General features: G+C 66.0%; 17 protein-coding genes. 16 read left to right on the top strand and 1 reads right to left on the bottom strand.

Translation table 11 applies throughout. The annotated features are described in order from the left end of the window. Positions 1-72 precede the first annotated feature (72 nt). The gene (locus AB0323_RS10105; protein ID WP_366177195.1) at positions 73-573 is read right to left on the bottom strand and encodes a flagellar protein FlgN; all 501 of its coding nucleotides are present in this window, start codon (positions 571-573) and stop codon (positions 73-75) included. Positions 574-873: 300 nt separating this feature from the next. Here AB0323_RS10105 and AB0323_RS10100 point away from each other — a divergent pair, with 300 nt between their 5' ends. The 16 genes from AB0323_RS10100 (at position 874) to AB0323_RS10025 (ending at position 14068) form a co-directional block, all read left to right on the top strand. Then, positions 874-1740 (top strand): flagellin, encoded by an 867-nt coding sequence (locus AB0323_RS10100; protein WP_366177194.1) that lies wholly within the window; start codon positions 874-876, stop codon positions 1738-1740. Between the two features lie 117 nt (positions 1741-1857). Then, a complete protein-coding gene (fliD, locus tag AB0323_RS10095; RefSeq protein WP_366177193.1) occupies positions 1858-3237 on the top strand; it encodes a flagellar filament capping protein FliD in 1380 nt (459 codons plus the stop codon). A 12-nt stretch (positions 3238-3249) separates the two neighbouring features. Continuing rightward, positions 3250-3690, top strand: coding sequence for a flagellar export chaperone FliS (gene fliS, locus AB0323_RS10090; protein ID WP_366177192.1), 441 nt, complete (start codon positions 3250-3252; stop codon positions 3688-3690). Further along, positions 3680-3970 carry a hypothetical protein gene (locus AB0323_RS10085; RefSeq protein ID WP_366177191.1) on the top strand — a complete coding sequence of 97 codons (291 nt, stop codon included), beginning with the start codon at positions 3680-3682 and terminating at the stop codon, positions 3968-3970. The genes fliS and AB0323_RS10085 overlap by 11 nt, the downstream gene beginning before the upstream one ends. A gap of 134 nt (positions 3971-4104) precedes the next feature. Beyond that, complete coding sequence (locus tag AB0323_RS10080; RefSeq protein ID WP_366177190.1) at positions 4105-4446, top strand: flagellar basal body protein; 342 nt, start codon at positions 4105-4107, stop codon at positions 4444-4446. After that, positions 4446-4838 carry a flagellar basal body rod C-terminal domain-containing protein gene (locus AB0323_RS10075; protein WP_366177189.1) on the top strand — a complete coding sequence of 131 codons (393 nt, stop codon included), beginning with the start codon at positions 4446-4448 and terminating at the stop codon, positions 4836-4838. Before AB0323_RS10080 ends, AB0323_RS10075 begins: the two co-directional genes overlap by 1 nt. After that, positions 4838-5179 (top strand): flagellar hook-basal body complex protein FliE, encoded by a 342-nt coding sequence (gene fliE, locus AB0323_RS10070; protein ID WP_366177188.1) that lies wholly within the window; start codon positions 4838-4840, stop codon positions 5177-5179. Before AB0323_RS10075 ends, fliE begins: the two co-directional genes overlap by 1 nt. Further along, positions 5179-6813: a flagellar basal-body MS-ring/collar protein FliF gene (gene fliF, locus AB0323_RS10065; protein ID WP_366177187.1), complete on the top strand. Its 1635-nt coding sequence runs from the start codon at positions 5179-5181 to the stop codon at positions 6811-6813. Before fliE ends, fliF begins: the two co-directional genes overlap by 1 nt. Continuing rightward, on the top strand, positions 6810-7838 hold the full coding sequence (fliG, locus tag AB0323_RS10060; protein ID WP_364540763.1) for a flagellar motor switch protein FliG: 1029 nt from the start codon (positions 6810-6812) through the stop codon (positions 7836-7838). Before fliF ends, fliG begins: the two co-directional genes overlap by 4 nt. Then, on the top strand, positions 7828-8442 hold the full coding sequence (locus AB0323_RS10055) for a FliH/SctL family protein (protein ID WP_366177186.1): 615 nt from the start codon (positions 7828-7830) through the stop codon (positions 8440-8442). Before fliG ends, AB0323_RS10055 begins: the two co-directional genes overlap by 11 nt. Continuing rightward, on the top strand, positions 8439-9770 hold the full coding sequence (locus AB0323_RS10050; protein ID WP_366177185.1) for a FliI/YscN family ATPase: 1332 nt from the start codon (positions 8439-8441) through the stop codon (positions 9768-9770). Before AB0323_RS10055 ends, AB0323_RS10050 begins: the two co-directional genes overlap by 4 nt. Then, the gene (gene fliJ / locus AB0323_RS10045; protein WP_366177184.1) at positions 9767-10192 is read left to right on the top strand and encodes a flagellar export protein FliJ; all 426 of its coding nucleotides are present in this window, start codon (positions 9767-9769) and stop codon (positions 10190-10192) included. The genes AB0323_RS10050 and fliJ overlap by 4 nt, the downstream gene beginning before the upstream one ends. Next, positions 10189-10884 carry a C40 family peptidase gene (locus AB0323_RS10040; RefSeq protein ID WP_366177183.1) on the top strand — a complete coding sequence of 232 codons (696 nt, stop codon included), beginning with the start codon at positions 10189-10191 and terminating at the stop codon, positions 10882-10884. Before fliJ ends, AB0323_RS10040 begins: the two co-directional genes overlap by 4 nt. Continuing rightward, on the top strand, positions 10884-12389 hold the full coding sequence (locus AB0323_RS10035; protein ID WP_366177182.1) for a flagellar hook-length control protein FliK: 1506 nt from the start codon (positions 10884-10886) through the stop codon (positions 12387-12389). The genes AB0323_RS10040 and AB0323_RS10035 overlap by 1 nt, the downstream gene beginning before the upstream one ends. A gap of 16 nt (positions 12390-12405) precedes the next feature. Then, on the top strand, positions 12406-12858 hold the full coding sequence (locus tag AB0323_RS10030) for a flagellar hook capping FlgD N-terminal domain-containing protein (RefSeq protein WP_366177181.1): 453 nt from the start codon (positions 12406-12408) through the stop codon (positions 12856-12858). A 37-nt stretch (positions 12859-12895) separates the two neighbouring features. Further along, complete coding sequence (locus tag AB0323_RS10025) at positions 12896-14068, top strand: flagellar hook protein FlgE (RefSeq protein ID WP_366177180.1); 1173 nt, start codon at positions 12896-12898, stop codon at positions 14066-14068. Positions 14069-14188 lie beyond the last annotated feature (120 nt).

Below are 14188 nucleotides of genomic sequence, written 5' to 3'. Positions count from 1 at the left end.
TGCTGTGTCCTTTGGTAATCCGGGCCTTGGTGGTCCGGACTTTGGTTGCCGTCTGCGTTTGATGAGTTTCGGTCAGAATTGCTGGTCGAAAAGGCGGGACGGGGTTGAGTCTGCGGTCCTGCCCTGGGAACCTGTTCGCCCGTGGGAGTCGTAGGTCCCGGCCGCCGGCTTCAGATCCGCCATCGTTTCCTGGGTGGAACGTACGGCAGCGCGAAGGAACTGCTCGTTTGAATCACGCAGTTCCTTGATGATGGCGGTCTGCTGCTGCATCGCGTTCAGGTGCGAGGACAGGACATCAGCCCAGGCTTCTTCAGGGGCGGACGAGGCCAGCTCGCCCAGTGAAGACTCGGCAGGCAAGCCCCATTGCTCGGCCACCGCCGCCACTTCCACCGCCCTTGCAAGCCCGGCCTTCGACAGGTGTCCCAGGACCTGTTCCACTTCCCGGGTGCCATGCGGCAACCAACGGGATTTGCCCGCCGTCAGGAGCAGTTGCTCTTCCTCGAGCTTGAATGTCAACAGATCCAGTAGCTCACGTTCTCGCCACAGCAGGGCCGAGAGTTCATGGATGGCCATGTCGGGTCAACTCCAGTTCCGGGTTGGTTTCTCGGGTGCGTTGCCGTGGGAAAGCACTTCCCTTGTGCCTTCGCCGCGTTGAAAACAACTATCGGCTGCCGCGGCTCACGCGTTAGGCGTCGTTTATGCATGATCTATGCGCTTTGTCCAGTCAAATGACGCGCGGTGGATCTTGTGGCCCGTGGCAATTTTTCCTGCGGGTTTTTGCTAACCAAAGGGGGCCGTCGTTCCGATAACCAGAAGTGACAGGCCACGGACGGCCTGGGAGTAACAGCAGACCCAATCACGGAGGAATACATCATGGGCATGGCAATCAACACAAACCTGACGGCGAACAACGCCTACGGCAACCTCAACCGCACGCAGAACGACGTGTCCAAGTCGATGGAGAAGCTCTCCAGCGGCTTGCGCATCAACCGTGCAGCTGACGACGCAGCAGGCTTGGCAATTTCGGAGGGCCTGAAGTCCCAGGTCAGCGGTTCGGCAGTCGCCGCCCGTAACGCCCAGGACGGCATCTCGGTCATCCAGACCACTGAAGGTGCACTGACTGAAGTCCACTCGATCCTCCAGCGCATGCGTGACCTCGCTGTCCAGGGCTCGAACGACACCAACAACACCGCTTCGCGTACAGCGATCAAGGGCGAAGGCGACGCACTCGGCAAGGAACTGGACCGCCTCACGCAGTCCACCCAGTTCAATGGCATCGATCTGCTCAAGGGTGCTGGCGGTAACTCCGGCGCAGCCCTGAAAATCCAGGTCGGCACCGGCGGCACTGCCAATGACACGATCTCGATCAAGCTCGGGGACGTGGCAACTGCAGTCGGAACGGGTGCCACTGGCCTGTCCGACCCGGCTTCCGCTGGCGGCTTCCTCGTGGACACGAGCGCCAACGCGCAGCTCACGATCGGCAAGATCGACACGGCCATCGCGGCGGTCTCCGCTCAGCGCGCCGATCTGGGTGCAACCCAGAACCGCCTGGAGCACGCCACGAAGACCCTCCAGGTCTCCGGCGAGAACCTGCAGGCAGCCCAGTCCCGCATCACGGACACCGACATGGCTCAGGAAATGGTCAAGTACACCAAGGCCAACATCATGTCCCAGGCCGGCACCGCAATGCTGGCGCAGGCCAACCAGTCGGGCCAGGGCGTTCTCTCGCTCCTGCGCTAGGACCTTCCGGTAGCTGACCGGTAACCAGCGAACGGCGGCCAGGACGGGAACACACCCCTGGCCGTCATTCGCGTCCGGACTCCACCGACCAAACCAATGCATCCGGAAGGACCAGACGTGGGAAGCTCGATCGACGGCCTCGCCAGCGGCTTGAACACCACCTCCATCATTGATTCGCTCATGGCGGTGGAAGCGCAGCCGCAGACACAACTGAAGACGAAGCTTGCATCGGACCAGACGATGATTTCGACCCTTCAGTCGCTCAACTCGAAATTGTCATCGCTGAAGGATCTCGCGAGCGGCGACTCGGCCGTGAACGCCTTGAACTTGTTTAGCGCCACCACGAGCGCGACGTCACTCAGTGCGACGGCGAGCACGTCCGCGACCGCGGGCTCAATCGATGTCACCGTCACCCAGCTGGCCCAGAGCCAAGTGGACGTCACCGCCGCCATGAGCAACTGGCCCACCGACGGGACGGGTGCACCCGCACACCTGACGCTCGTCGACTCCACGGGAAAACAGACCGAGGTCACTCCGGCATCCACCTCCCTTGACGACGTCGTGACGGCGATCAACGCGGCGTCCGACCCGGCCCGGGCCGTGAAGGTCCCGGCAGGCAACGGAACCTATCGCCTTCAACTGACCGCGTCCACTTCAGGCGCCGCTGGAGGATTCAGCGTTTACCAGGGCACAGCGGCGCAGGTGAGCGCGGGGACCGCGACCGACCTGATGGCCGACCCCGCCGCCGCCGTCGTCAAGACAGCACAGGACGCCAAGGCCACTCTGTATGCGGGCACCCCGGCGGCGCAGACAATCACGTCCGGAACCAACACCTTCACCGATTTGCTTCCCGGCGTGTCAGTCACGGCCTCCGCCGTCACTGCCGGACCGGTGACGGTGAACGTTGCCAGCGACTCCGCAGGGATCACTAAAAAGGCCGGGGACTTGGTGAACGCGGTCAATGACGTCCTCGGCTTCGTGTCCATATACAGTGCGGTGAGCCAGACGACCACCGCCAGCGGCGCCACCGCAGCCAAAGGCGGCATCTTCAGTGGCAACAGCAGTGTCCTCGCGGTCAACGACCAAGTCTTCTCCGCGATGTCGATGCCGGTAAACGGGAAGTCTCCCGCCGAATACGGAATCAACGTCACGAAGGATGGAAACTTCACCTTTGACGCGGCCAAGCTCCAATCGGCCTTGGCCTCGGATCCGTCCGGGACACAGGCAGCGCTCCAGACCATTGCCTCCCGCGTGTCCGACGCGGCAACCAGCGCTACGGATCCGTTCAGCGGTTCGGTAACCGCCCTGATCAAGGGGCAACAATCCGAAGTTGCCGACCTGGGCAGCCAGATCTCCGACTGGGACCAGCGCTTGGCCGCCAGACGGCAGACCTTGCAAAGCACGTTCAATGCCATGGAAACCGCCCTTGGCCAACTCAACGCCCAGCAAACATGGCTCACCGGCCAGATTGCCGGCCTCCCGAGCTCGACGAAGTAAGGAGCGTAAAGCATGACCTCCACGGCCCTGCGCGCCAGCCAGCTATCCCGGTACAACGACGACGCCGTCCTGTCCGCCCCGCCTGCCAGGCTCCTCACGATGCTCTATGACCGGCTTCTCCTGGACCTGAACCGCGCCCAATTCGCCCAGGAGAATGCCAACTGGGGTGTCGCCAGCGAGAACCTGCTGCATGCGCAGTCGATCGTCACTGAGCTGTCCTCTACCCTGAAGACCGATGTCTGGGACGGGGCATCGGGGCTGCTGAGCATCTACCAGTACGCCATGGAAGCCATGATCGGCGCGAACATCTACCGTGACGTCAACCGGACCAAGGAATGCATCGCCCTCCTGGAACCCCTCCGGCAAGGCTGGCACGACGCCGCTTCGCAGCTGCCGGTCCAAGCCACGGCATCCGCGGCTGCGCGGCCGAATGGCACGCTCGGTGTCGGCTGATTCGGTTCAGGAATGGTCCAGGATCCTGGACCGGCTCGAAACAGATCTCGCCCAGGCCGTCTCCGGCGGCGAGCCCGGGTCATGGAGTCCTCCCGCGGTGGCCGGACCACTTCCTGAAGAACTGGTGGAAAAGGCCCGCCGCATCCTTGACGCGCAGCTGGAGTCCATGGCCATGCTCGGCAAGGTACGCAACGACGCGCTCGCACACTTGGACGCCCTCAGTGCCGTCCCGGTCAGCCAAAATTCAGTGCGCCCGCTGTTCCTCGACGTCCAAGGCTGAAGAGAAGTACTGAAAACATTCCACTAATCGGCTAACGAATCACCGACACGTGCCGATGGTGGAAGTTGAGCAGGGATTGCTCGATGCACGGCCACGGATCGGCCTCTTCATACTATTCGCGAAGGCAGGCCGTCGTGTTCGAGTCAGTGACTTCTGTTGCCCTTGGTAGCGCCTTGGACGGGCTCTCATTGCGCCAGCGCACCATCGCCAACAACATCGCCAATATCAACACGCCGAACTACCACGCCCAAAGGGTCCAGTTCGAAGACGCACTTGCGGCCTCGGTGAGCGCCGGAGACGGGCAGGCCGCGGCTACCGTCACTACCTCCCAGGAACCTACCCAGCTCAACGGCAACAACGTGAACCTGGACACCGAAACCCTCTCGAATGTGGACACCGTCTTGCGCTACCAGTTCGCCTCCCGCGCCATCGGCGAGCAATTCACGGCACTCCGCACGGCCATGAGGACCAGCTGATGACTTTCGACGCGATCGGGATTGCCGGCTCCGCACTGACCGTCCACCGCAAATGGCTCGACGCTGTTTCCGACAACCTGGCCAACATTAATACCGTCACGCGCACCAGCGGCAAGGCGTTCCAAGCCCGCTACATCGAAGCCGCCGAGGGCGGCAACGGAAACGGCGTGTACGTCAAGAGCACCCCCCAAGGCAGCGCAACCGGCAGGCTCGTGTACCAACCTGACCATCCGCTTGCCGACGCCCAAGGCTATGTCCGTTACCCGGACATCGACCTCGCCGAACAGATGGGTGCCCTGATTGTGGCGCAACGCGGCTACCAGGCCAACGCTCAAGTGGTGGACCGGGCCCGTGAGACTTACCAGGCAGCGCTTGAGATAGGAAAATCCTGATGGCTTTGGACCCGATCGGCGCAATTCAAGGCCGCGGGGGGCTTTCCGTGCAGGGCGTCACCGGCACCGGCTACCTGGGCAGCACTGAGAACGTAGGCGGAACCGCCGGGGCAGCGGGAAGCAACGGCTTTGCGACGGCGCTGACAGGTGCCGTGGACAACCTCCAGTCCTTGCAATCGACGTCGAACCAACTGGCAGTATCGGCCGTGACGGGCAACCTTGACGACATCCACAAGGCGACGATCGCTGCCACCCGCGCCCAGATCACCATGGAGTTTGTCTCCACGGTACGGAACAAGGGCGTTGACGCGTTCAACGAGATTATGAGGATGCAGGCCTGATGCCGCCTCAGATTGCCGCCTTCTTCCGCAAGATGGGCGATGGATTCAAGGGGTTCACCGCCGGGCAGCGCACGATCGCCATCATCGGCATCGCCGTCCTGGTGCTCGGCGGGGTGGCCCTGTCAGCATGGTTGGGCAAGCCGTCCTACTCGCCGCTGTTCTCCGGATTGAAGGACACGGACGCCAACGGGATCGTGGAGCAGCTGCGCAAGGACAACGTCCCGTACGAGCTCAGCAACGGCGGCTCCACCATCCTGGTTCCCGATGACAAGGTCAACGATGAACGGCTGAAAGCGGCCGCCGCGGGCCTTCCGGCGGCCGCGGCCACCGGCTATTCCCTGCTCGACAAGCTGGGGGTGACCTCTTCCGAGTTCCAGCAGTCGGTGACGTACAAGCGAGCGCTCGAGGGCGAACTCGCCACCACCATCCAGGCCATGGACGGCGTGAAGACAGCCGCCGTGCAGTTGGCCATACCGGCCAAGACAGTCTTCGTGGACAAGGCCCCGGACGCCACGGCATCCGTGTTCGTGGAAACGCGGCCCGGCACCACCCTGTCCGCCGACAAGGTCCAGGCGATCGTGCACTTGACGTCCGCCGCGATCGAAAACCTGAAGCCAACGAACGTGACCGTGGTGGATTCCCAAGGCAACGTCCTCTCCACGGTGGGAGGGGGAGCCACCGGTTCCTCGTCCAAGCAAGCCGCCGACTACCAACAGCGCACGTCCGATTCGGTGAAGGCCGTGCTGGACAGGGTAGTGGGACCGGGCAACGCCACGGTCGCCGTCGCCGCCGACGTGACCGCCGAGTCCGCGCAACAGCGCAGCGAGACGTTCTCCACAGCCAAAGATGCCGCTCCGCTCAGCGAGACCACCAAGACCGAGAAGTACACGGGCACGGGCGGCGCCGCCTCCGGCGTCCTTGGTCCGGACAACATTGCCGTGCCGGGCGGAACCAACGGCAATGGAACCTTCGACTCCAGCGACACCACCAAGAACAACGCCGTCAACAAGGTCACGGAAGACCGCACGATTCCGCAAGGCGCCGTGAAACGCCAGACCATCTCCGTCGCCATCAACCAGTCGGCGGCGGCCGGGCTCAACGTCAACTCGGTCAAGGCACTCGTCACTTCCGCGGCCGGCGTAGATCCCACCCGCGGCGACGTAGTGACTGTCGAAGTACTGCCCTTCAGTACCTCGGCAGCAGACGCGGCAGCCCAGGCATTGGGTGCGGCCAAAGCACAAGCCGACGCCAAGCAACAGTCGGACTTGATGAATACGCTCATCCTGGCCGGCAGCATCCTGCTGGCAGTGGTAGCACTGATTGTGCTTGTGCTGATCCTCCTGCGGCGCCGGCAGCGCCGCGAACCGGTTGACCTTGGCGAACGGCTTGACTACGAGATGCTGCCCCAAGCAGTCTCCACCCCGGCGCTCGAAGGACCGCCCGCCACGACGGCGATCGAACTGCCGCCAGCGCATCCCGTTCCGGCGGTGCCGATCTCCGGCTTGCCGATAGCAGGCGCCGAGGCCCTCGACGGCGAGCGGCGGCGGGCCCAGATTGAGGCAATGGTTGCCGAGAACCCGGCCCGGACCGCCGATTACCTGCGTGGGCTCATGGATGAAAGGCAATCGGTATGAGGGCCGGGGAGTTGGACGTAAGCGGCTTGACCGGTGCCCAGAAGGTGGCCGTGGTGCTGATGCAGATGAGCCCTGGGAGCGCGGCTTCCGTGATGACCCAGTTCTCCGAGTCCGAGGCCGAGGACATCGCGGCCGAGATCGTGCGCTTGCGCCGCGTTTCGGCATCCGTGGCAGACCACGTCATGACCGAATTCCACGACCTTGCCGTCAGCGGACGCCGCACGGCCCGCGGCGGCCAGGAATTCGCCGTCGGGCTCCTGGAAGCATCCTTCGGTGCGGACAAAGCCGCCGGTTTCATGGACCGTCTCGCGTCCACCATGGCCGGGAAATCCTTCGAATTCCTGGAAATGATGGATTCCGGCCAGCTCCTGGCCCTCATCGACAGCGAGATGCCGCAGACCATTGCCTTGATCCTGGCGCACTTGCGGCCGGGCAAGGCTTCCGCGGTCATGGCGGGCCTGGGCGACGTGCAGCGCAGTGAGGTGGCCCGTTGCATCGCCACAATGGGAATGGCTTCACCGGAAGCCGTGGGCATCGTGGCCGAGACCCTCAAGGTTCGCGCCGGGGCCGTCATGTCGCAAAGGAAATCGAGCGAAATTGTCGGCGGGATCCAGCCCCTCGTTGACATCATCAACCGCTCCGACGTCAACACCGAACGCTCCGTGCTGGAGGGCTTGGAGTCCCTCGATCCGGAGCTGGCCACGGAAGTGCGCGCCCGGATGCTGACCTTCGTGGACATCGTGAAATTGGAACGGCGCGACATCCAGCAGATCCTGCGCGGCGTCAATGCCGAAGTGCTCGCTGTCGCGATGAAGGGTGCCCCTGCCGCAGTGCTTGAGGCCGTACGCACCAACGTGTCCGGCCGCAACCTCGAAATCCTGGAAGCCGAAATGGCTTCTGCCGGGCCGGTGCGCGCCTCCCAGGTCGAAGAAGCCCGGGCAGAGATCGTCCGTTCCATCCGTGAGTTGGAAGCCGAAGGCGCCATCGTGGTCCGGCGCGGCGAAGAAGACGATTATGTCTACTGAGGCTGAGCTCCAGAGGGTGGTCTTCCCGGACATCCAGCCGGCCGCGAGGACACGCATGGAAGACCGGGGATACACCCAGGGGCACGCGGCAGGCTACGCGGCCGGCACCCGGGCCGCGGCCGCGGAACAGCTGCGCCTCCGCGAACAGTTTCACGCCGAACACCGCGCAATGCTCGACGCCGGGCACCTGGCTGTGGCGCAAGCCCTCCGCGTGCTCGAAGCGGCTGCTGCCGCGTTCCAGCAGCGCCACGGCGCTGTGCTGGAGGAAGCACAGGACGTGTTGGCAGCCAGCGCGATGGAGCTTGCCGAAGCCATCCTGGGCTACGAACTCAACGACGGCGCGAACACCGCCCGCGCCGCGTTGGCCCGAGCCCTGGCAACGGTCTCCGACGGGCAAACTGTAACCACTGTCCGCCTCCACCCCGCGGACCTTGCCGCGCTGGCCGCCGTCGACGTCGGGAGCGTGGCCGGCGTCGAACTCAAGGCCGATCCCGCATTGGACCCCGGTGACGCGATCGCGGAATATCCGCAAGGTTGGCTCGACGCCCGGCTCAGCACCGCTGTGGACAGGGCCAAGGCAGCCCTGCTCGGGAACGACGCATGAGCACTACCGCATACCGGCCGCACGCAGGCCGTTTCCGCGCAGCCCTCGCAGCCGCGGCACCGCAGCGCGTGGGTACCGTGACGTCCGTGCTCGGCCTTGGCCTGGAGGTCGCCGGGTTGGACTGCGCGGTGGGGGATCTGGTGACCGTAGGCGAGGCACCCGGGCTCGACGCCGAAGTGGTTGCCTCGGTCAGTGGCGCCGTGCGATGCATGCCGCTGGGACGGTTGACCGGAGTGGCCGCGGGAGACCCGGCACGGTCCAAGGGCGCTCCCATCCTGGTCCCTACCGGCCGCGGCCTCTTCGGACGGGTATTGGATGCGCTCGGACGTCCGATCGACGGCAAAGGCCCCTTGCCCGCCAGCCCCATGGTCCCCCTGGACAACGAAGCGCCGTCGGCCATGCACCGCGCCAGGGTGGACACCCCGCTCCAGACGGGCGTCCGCGTCCTGGACACCATGGCCACGCTGGGCCGCGGCCAGCGCATGGGGCTGTTCGCAGGCTCGGGGGTCGGAAAGTCCTCGCTTCTGTCCATGATCGCCCGCGGCACCGACGCCGAAGTATCCGTGATCGCCTTGGTGGGGGAGCGCGGGCGTGAAGTGCGCGAGTTCCTCGAAGACGACCTCGGCCCCGAAGGCCTTTCCCGCTCCGTGGTGGTTGTTGCCACGTCCGATGAGCCTGCCCTCATGCGTCTTCGCGCCGCCGTCACCGCCACCCGGATTGCCGAATCGTTCCGCGAAGCCGGGCAGGACGTGGTGCTCATGATGGATTCGCTCACCCGCGTGGCCATGGCCCAACGCGAAATAGGCCTGTCCGCCGGTGAGCCACCCGCCACCCGCGGCTACCCGCCGTCGACCTTTTCCGTACTGGCCCGGCTCCTGGAACGCGCCGGGACCGCCGAAACCGGATCCGTGACCGGTATCTACACGGTGCTGGTGGACGGCGACGACCACAACGAACCGATCGCCGACGCCGCCCGCTCGATCCTCGATGGGCACGTCGTCCTGGACCGGAAGCTCGCCGTCACGGGGCACTTTCCCTCGGTGGACGTGCTTGGCTCGGTGTCCCGCGTGGCCTCCAAGGTCAATTCCGCCGATCGCACGGCGCTTGCGGCATCCTTGCGCAGGGTCCTCGCCGCGCGGCGCAGCGCCCAGGACCTGATCGACGTCGGCGCCTACCACCGCGGCAGCAATCCCCTGGTCGACGCGGCACTGGACCACGAAGCCGCCATCAACGGATTCCTGCGGCAAAGCATGGACGAATCCACCCCGTACAGCGAGTCCTGGCCGGAACTCTTCCGCCTTTCAGCAAGCCTCGAAGGAGCCGCGTGAACCGTCAATTCTCCCTGGCCGGGCTGTTGCGCCTGCGCCAGACACAGCAGGACGCCGCCGCCAGCGGACTGGCCCGCGCCAACTCGCGGACCGCATCCTTGCGATCGCGCCGGGCTGCGGCCCGGGAGGAACTCGCCGAGTCCGCCGGAGCTGCCGGAAGCTCCGCGTCGCTCCTGGCCATCGCGGCCTCCCGCGCTTCCGCGCAAAGCATGTTGGCCGAGCTTGACGCCTTGGCTGCCAGTGCGGAGGCCGAAGCCGCAGAGGCCCGCGCGGAATACACCGAAGCCAAGCGTCGCGCCGTTGGGCTCGAGAAGCTCGAAACCCGCCATGGAGCCGCCTTCGAGGCTTTCGCGCTGCGCGCCGAGCAAGGGGTCCTGGACGAGATCGCGTCCTCCGCGTGGCATCGAAAGGCCACCTCATGAGCATGACCGAGGCCATCGGGCGCATCCAGGGCATCGAGTCGATGTTGCAGCAATTAAGCCAAGGCGTCCGCCCGCAGGCATCGGCCGCGACCGCCGGGACGACGGGGCCTTCCGCGGGCACGGCCTCCTCCACGGACGCGGCGACCTTCGCGCAAGCGTTGAGTACCGCCGTCGGAGGCTCGACGACGCCTGACGTGAGCCAACTTGCTTCTTCTTTGGGGCTCGATGGCACGGGCGCCCTCTCCGGCATTGCGGGCCTCAGCGGTATTGCGGGCAAAGGCGCGCTTTCGGGTGCCGGCACTGGCACAGCCACCGGCACTGTCACGGGCGACGCCGTGGTGGCCGACGCCAAGAAATACGTGGGCGTGCCCTACGTCTGGGGAGGCACCAACCCGGCCGTGGGCATGGATTGCTCCGGCTTCGTGCAGCGCGTCTTCAAGGATCTTGGTGTCGAGCTGCCGCGCGTCGTCAGCGACCAGATGCGTCAAGGCACCCCCGTGGCGTCCTTGGCCCAGGCCAAGCCCGGCGACCTGCTTGTCAGTTTCGGCGGCGAACACATCTCCATCTACCTCGGCAACGGCAAAGCGATCGACGCGCCCGTTCCCGGACAGACCATCCAGATCCGCGATGCGTGGGAACAGCAGTCCAACCTGACGGCAATCCGCCGGATTGTTCCCGCAGGAGGCTCGTGATGCTGTTGTCCGCCGCCGGTGCGGCCCCACCCCGTCCTGCCGCTCCCGGCTCCTCGCCTGTGCCGCAGCCTGGCGCCGCCGCCGGTTTTGAGGCCGTAATGAACGGCGTGCTGGCGTCCGACTCGAAGACCTCCCACGGGACCGCACGGCAGGCGCCCGACGGCGGTGAGCAGGGAACGCCTGCCGCCGACGGTCCCGGGGCGGTCGCCCACGGCGACAAGCCGGAAGCATCGAAGGTCGCCAAGGACCAAGTTGATGCAACGGGTGCGACTGGTCTGCCTGATGCGGCCGGGGCGACGGGTCTGCCCGGTGCGATGGGAGCGGTGGACGCCGCCGGTACGGTGGCTGCTGTTGCGGGCGGACTCGCGATGGCCGGAGTCGCTACGGGATCGGCCGCGCCGCAGGCAAGCGGGTCCGGCGTTGCTGTGCCGGTTATGCCTGCGGGCAGCACTCAGTCGACGCCGGCTGGAACGCGGGTAGGCGGTGCTGTCCCGGAAGCGCTGCCGATCGGGAGCCCTGGTCAAAGCTCATCCCAGCCTGGTCCTATTCCGAGCAGCCCGCTTGCCGATAGCCCGCAGCCGGCCGCCGCTCTGCCCACCGGCCTGCAGCCGGCCGCCGCCCTGACCAGCAGTCCACTGCCCAGCAGCCCGCAGTCGGCCGCAGCCGTGCCCACCAGTCCACTGGCCGCCGCTCTGACCGCCAACCCGCAGCCCACCGGCCTCCAGCCGGCCGCCGCCCTGACCACCAAGCCGCAGCCCACTGGCCCGCAGCCGGCCGCCGCTCTGACCACCAACCCGCAGCCGGCCGTCCTCGAACCCGGGGTCATCCCGATCGCAGCCCGGTCCCGCGAGTCCGGCACCGCCGTCGTACTTTCCAACGGGAAACCCGCGACGCGACAGGACCCGCAGCAGGACCCGCAGCGGATCCTCGGGCAGGACGCCCCCATCGCCGCGGCACCCGGGCTTCCCGCGGGGATTCAGGCCGGAGTTCCGGTGCAGGTGCCGCCAGCGTCGCCACTCCAGCAAGCCCCTTCGGCGGCCCCTCCGGGCATGGCAACACCAACACTCCAGGCAGACCCGGCGAAACTGCTTCCCCAAGTGTCTGGACCGCTGTTCTCGCTTGCATCGGCGGCGCCCGGCGCGCACGTGATGACCTTGAAGCTGTCGCCGGAAGACCTCGGTCCGCTGACTGTCCGGGCGCATATTGAAGGCGCGGGGGTGCGGATCGAATTGTTCGCCCCCGGGGAAGCCGGCCGTGAGGCAGTGCGCAGCATTCTGCCGGAACTGCGGCGGGACCTCAGCGAATCAGGCTTCGGCGCCAGCCTCGACCTGTCCGAACACAACGCTCCGGCCGATGCCGGTGCGGGCGGCTCGGACCCCCGGGACCGGCGCCCGACGGAAAGCCTCGCGTTCCCGCGGGGCAGCGACGGCGAGCCGGTCCGCCTGCCGCGGACCGCCGTCGTACTTCCCCGAAGCAGTACCAGCAGCCTGGACATTCTCGTCTGATGAAGGAGAACCAATAGTGACCATCCAAGCCATTGCGGCAAGCAGCGGAGTCCAGCCTGGCACCACCGCTGGCACCACCGCGCCCAAGCCCGCGCAGACCATGGATTCGAGCATGTTCATGAACTTGCTGGTGACACAACTGAAAAACCAGGACCCGAGCGCCCCGATGGACACCAACCAGATGATGAGCCAGACCGTCCAGCTGTCCATGATGGAGAAAATGACGGAGCTCACCGCCGACGCCAAGGAGAGCTTTTCGCTCCAGATGCGCAGTGCCGCGGCGCAGGTCATCGGCCACAACGTCAGCTACGCGCTCGCGGACGGGACGAAGGGCTCCGGCGTCGCGAGCTCGGTTTCCTTTGCGGCCGGAACCCCCACGGTGGCGGTCGGCGGAGTGAACGTTCCGCTCGATTCGATCAGCGGGATGACGGCTGCGCCATCGCCCGCAAGTACTACGCCCACCGCCTGACGCTCCACTCCCGAACCACCCGAAGAAAGGCAACACCATGCTTCGTTCGCTGTACTCCGGAATCTCCGGCCTCCGTGCCCACCAGGCCATGCTGGACGTCACGGGAAACAACATCGCCAACGTGAACACAGCCGGCTTCAAGGCTTCCTCGACCCAGTTCCAGGACACACTCTCGCAGATGACCCAGGGCGCCGGCGCCCCGCAGGCCGAAACCGGCGGCACCAACCCCGCCCAGATCGGCCTCGGCGTGCGCGTGGCGGGAGTCAGCACCAACTTCAGCCAGGGTTCATCGCAGAACACCGGGCGAGCTACTGACATGATGATCTCCGGCGACGGGTTCTTCATCACCAGCAAGGCCGGCCAGCAGCTCTACACCCGCGCCGGTGCCTTCGACATGGACGCGGCCGGCCGTCTCGTGAGCCCCGACGGCGGCATCCTGCAGGGCTGGTCGGCGGCCAACGGCGCGGTGTACCCGGGAGGTCCCGTTGGCCCGATCGCCCTCTCGCCCAACACGACGTCGGCCGCCGTTGCCACCACCAAGGCCTCGCTTGACGGGAACCTCCCGTCCGACGCGGCCGTTGGGACAAGCGTCGAGCGCCAGGTCAAGGTCTACGACGCCGACGGCGCCTCCCGCAGCCTGACTCTGACCTTCAGCCGCTCTGCGGGCGGCTGGGATGTGGCCGGGGCAGATGCCAACGGCGCCACAGGCCACTCGACGCTCATTTTCGCGAATGGCGCGCTGACCTCGGGCGGAGCCATGACCGTCGGCGGCATCACGGTGGACATGTCCACTGTTACCGGCTTCGCCGCCATGAGCACGCTCACGGTCGGCAGCCAGAACGGATCCGAAGCAGGCAAGCTGGAGTCCTTCACCCTCGGCGGGGACGGCTCACTCATCGGTTCGTTCAGCAACGGTGCCAAGCAGGTTCTGGCGCGCGTGGCCCTTGCGCGCTTCACCAACCCCGGTGGCCTTGAGAAAGCAGGTAGCTCGACATACGTGGCCACTGCCAACTCGGGCGCGGCCCAGTTGGGCGCACCGGGCGACGCGGGACTCGGAACCTTGACTGCCGGGGCCCTGGAGATGTCCAACGTGGACCTCTCCCAGGAATTCACCAACCTCATCGTGGCCCAGCGCGGCTTCCAGGCGAACGCCCGCATCATCACGACGTCGGACGAGGTTCTGCAGGAGCTGACGAACCTGAAGCACTAACGCTAGGGCGGGGCTGCGTCACGCCACGCACCTTTTTGTCGCCCCGACTCCTCCCCAACCCCGGAATCCCGGGCTTGCGGTTCGTTGGGGAGGCTGAAAATGTGCGTGGCGTGACGCTAC

Origin of the sequence: Arthrobacter sp. NPDC080031, assembly GCF_040702485.1 — a bacterium.
In the GTDB taxonomy this organism is placed as follows: Bacteria; Actinomycetota; Actinomycetes; order Actinomycetales; family Micrococcaceae; genus Arthrobacter.
The sequence above is the reverse complement of the archived record's forward strand: the minus strand, read 5'-3'. Positions and strand labels throughout refer to the sequence as shown.

What these genes read in the sequence shown, in the direction of transcription:
- AB0323_RS10105 (WP_366177195.1), bottom strand. Translation starts at nt 573, where the DNA reads ATGGCCATCCATGAACTCTCGGCCCTGCTGTGGCGAGAACGTGAGCTA.
- AB0323_RS10100 (WP_366177194.1), top strand. Translation starts at nt 874, where the DNA reads ATGGGCATGGCAATCAACACAAACCTGACGGCGAACAACGCCTACGGC.
- fliS (WP_366177192.1), top strand. Translation starts at nt 3,250, where the DNA reads ATGACCTCCACGGCCCTGCGCGCCAGCCAGCTATCCCGGTACAACGAC.
- AB0323_RS10075 (WP_366177189.1), top strand. Translation starts at nt 4,446, where the DNA reads ATGACTTTCGACGCGATCGGGATTGCCGGCTCCGCACTGACCGTCCAC.
- fliE (WP_366177188.1), top strand. Translation starts at nt 4,838, where the DNA reads ATGGCTTTGGACCCGATCGGCGCAATTCAAGGCCGCGGGGGGCTTTCC.
- fliF (WP_366177187.1), top strand. Translation starts at nt 5,179, where the DNA reads ATGCCGCCTCAGATTGCCGCCTTCTTCCGCAAGATGGGCGATGGATTC.
- fliG (WP_364540763.1), top strand. Translation starts at nt 6,810, where the DNA reads ATGAGGGCCGGGGAGTTGGACGTAAGCGGCTTGACCGGTGCCCAGAAG.
- AB0323_RS10055 (WP_366177186.1), top strand. Translation starts at nt 7,828, where the DNA reads ATGTCTACTGAGGCTGAGCTCCAGAGGGTGGTCTTCCCGGACATCCAG.
- AB0323_RS10050 (WP_366177185.1), top strand. Translation starts at nt 8,439, where the DNA reads ATGAGCACTACCGCATACCGGCCGCACGCAGGCCGTTTCCGCGCAGCC.
- AB0323_RS10040 (WP_366177183.1), top strand. Translation starts at nt 10,189, where the DNA reads ATGAGCATGACCGAGGCCATCGGGCGCATCCAGGGCATCGAGTCGATG.
- AB0323_RS10035 (WP_366177182.1), top strand. Translation starts at nt 10,884, where the DNA reads ATGCTGTTGTCCGCCGCCGGTGCGGCCCCACCCCGTCCTGCCGCTCCC.
- AB0323_RS10025 (WP_366177180.1), top strand. Translation starts at nt 12,896, where the DNA reads ATGCTTCGTTCGCTGTACTCCGGAATCTCCGGCCTCCGTGCCCACCAG.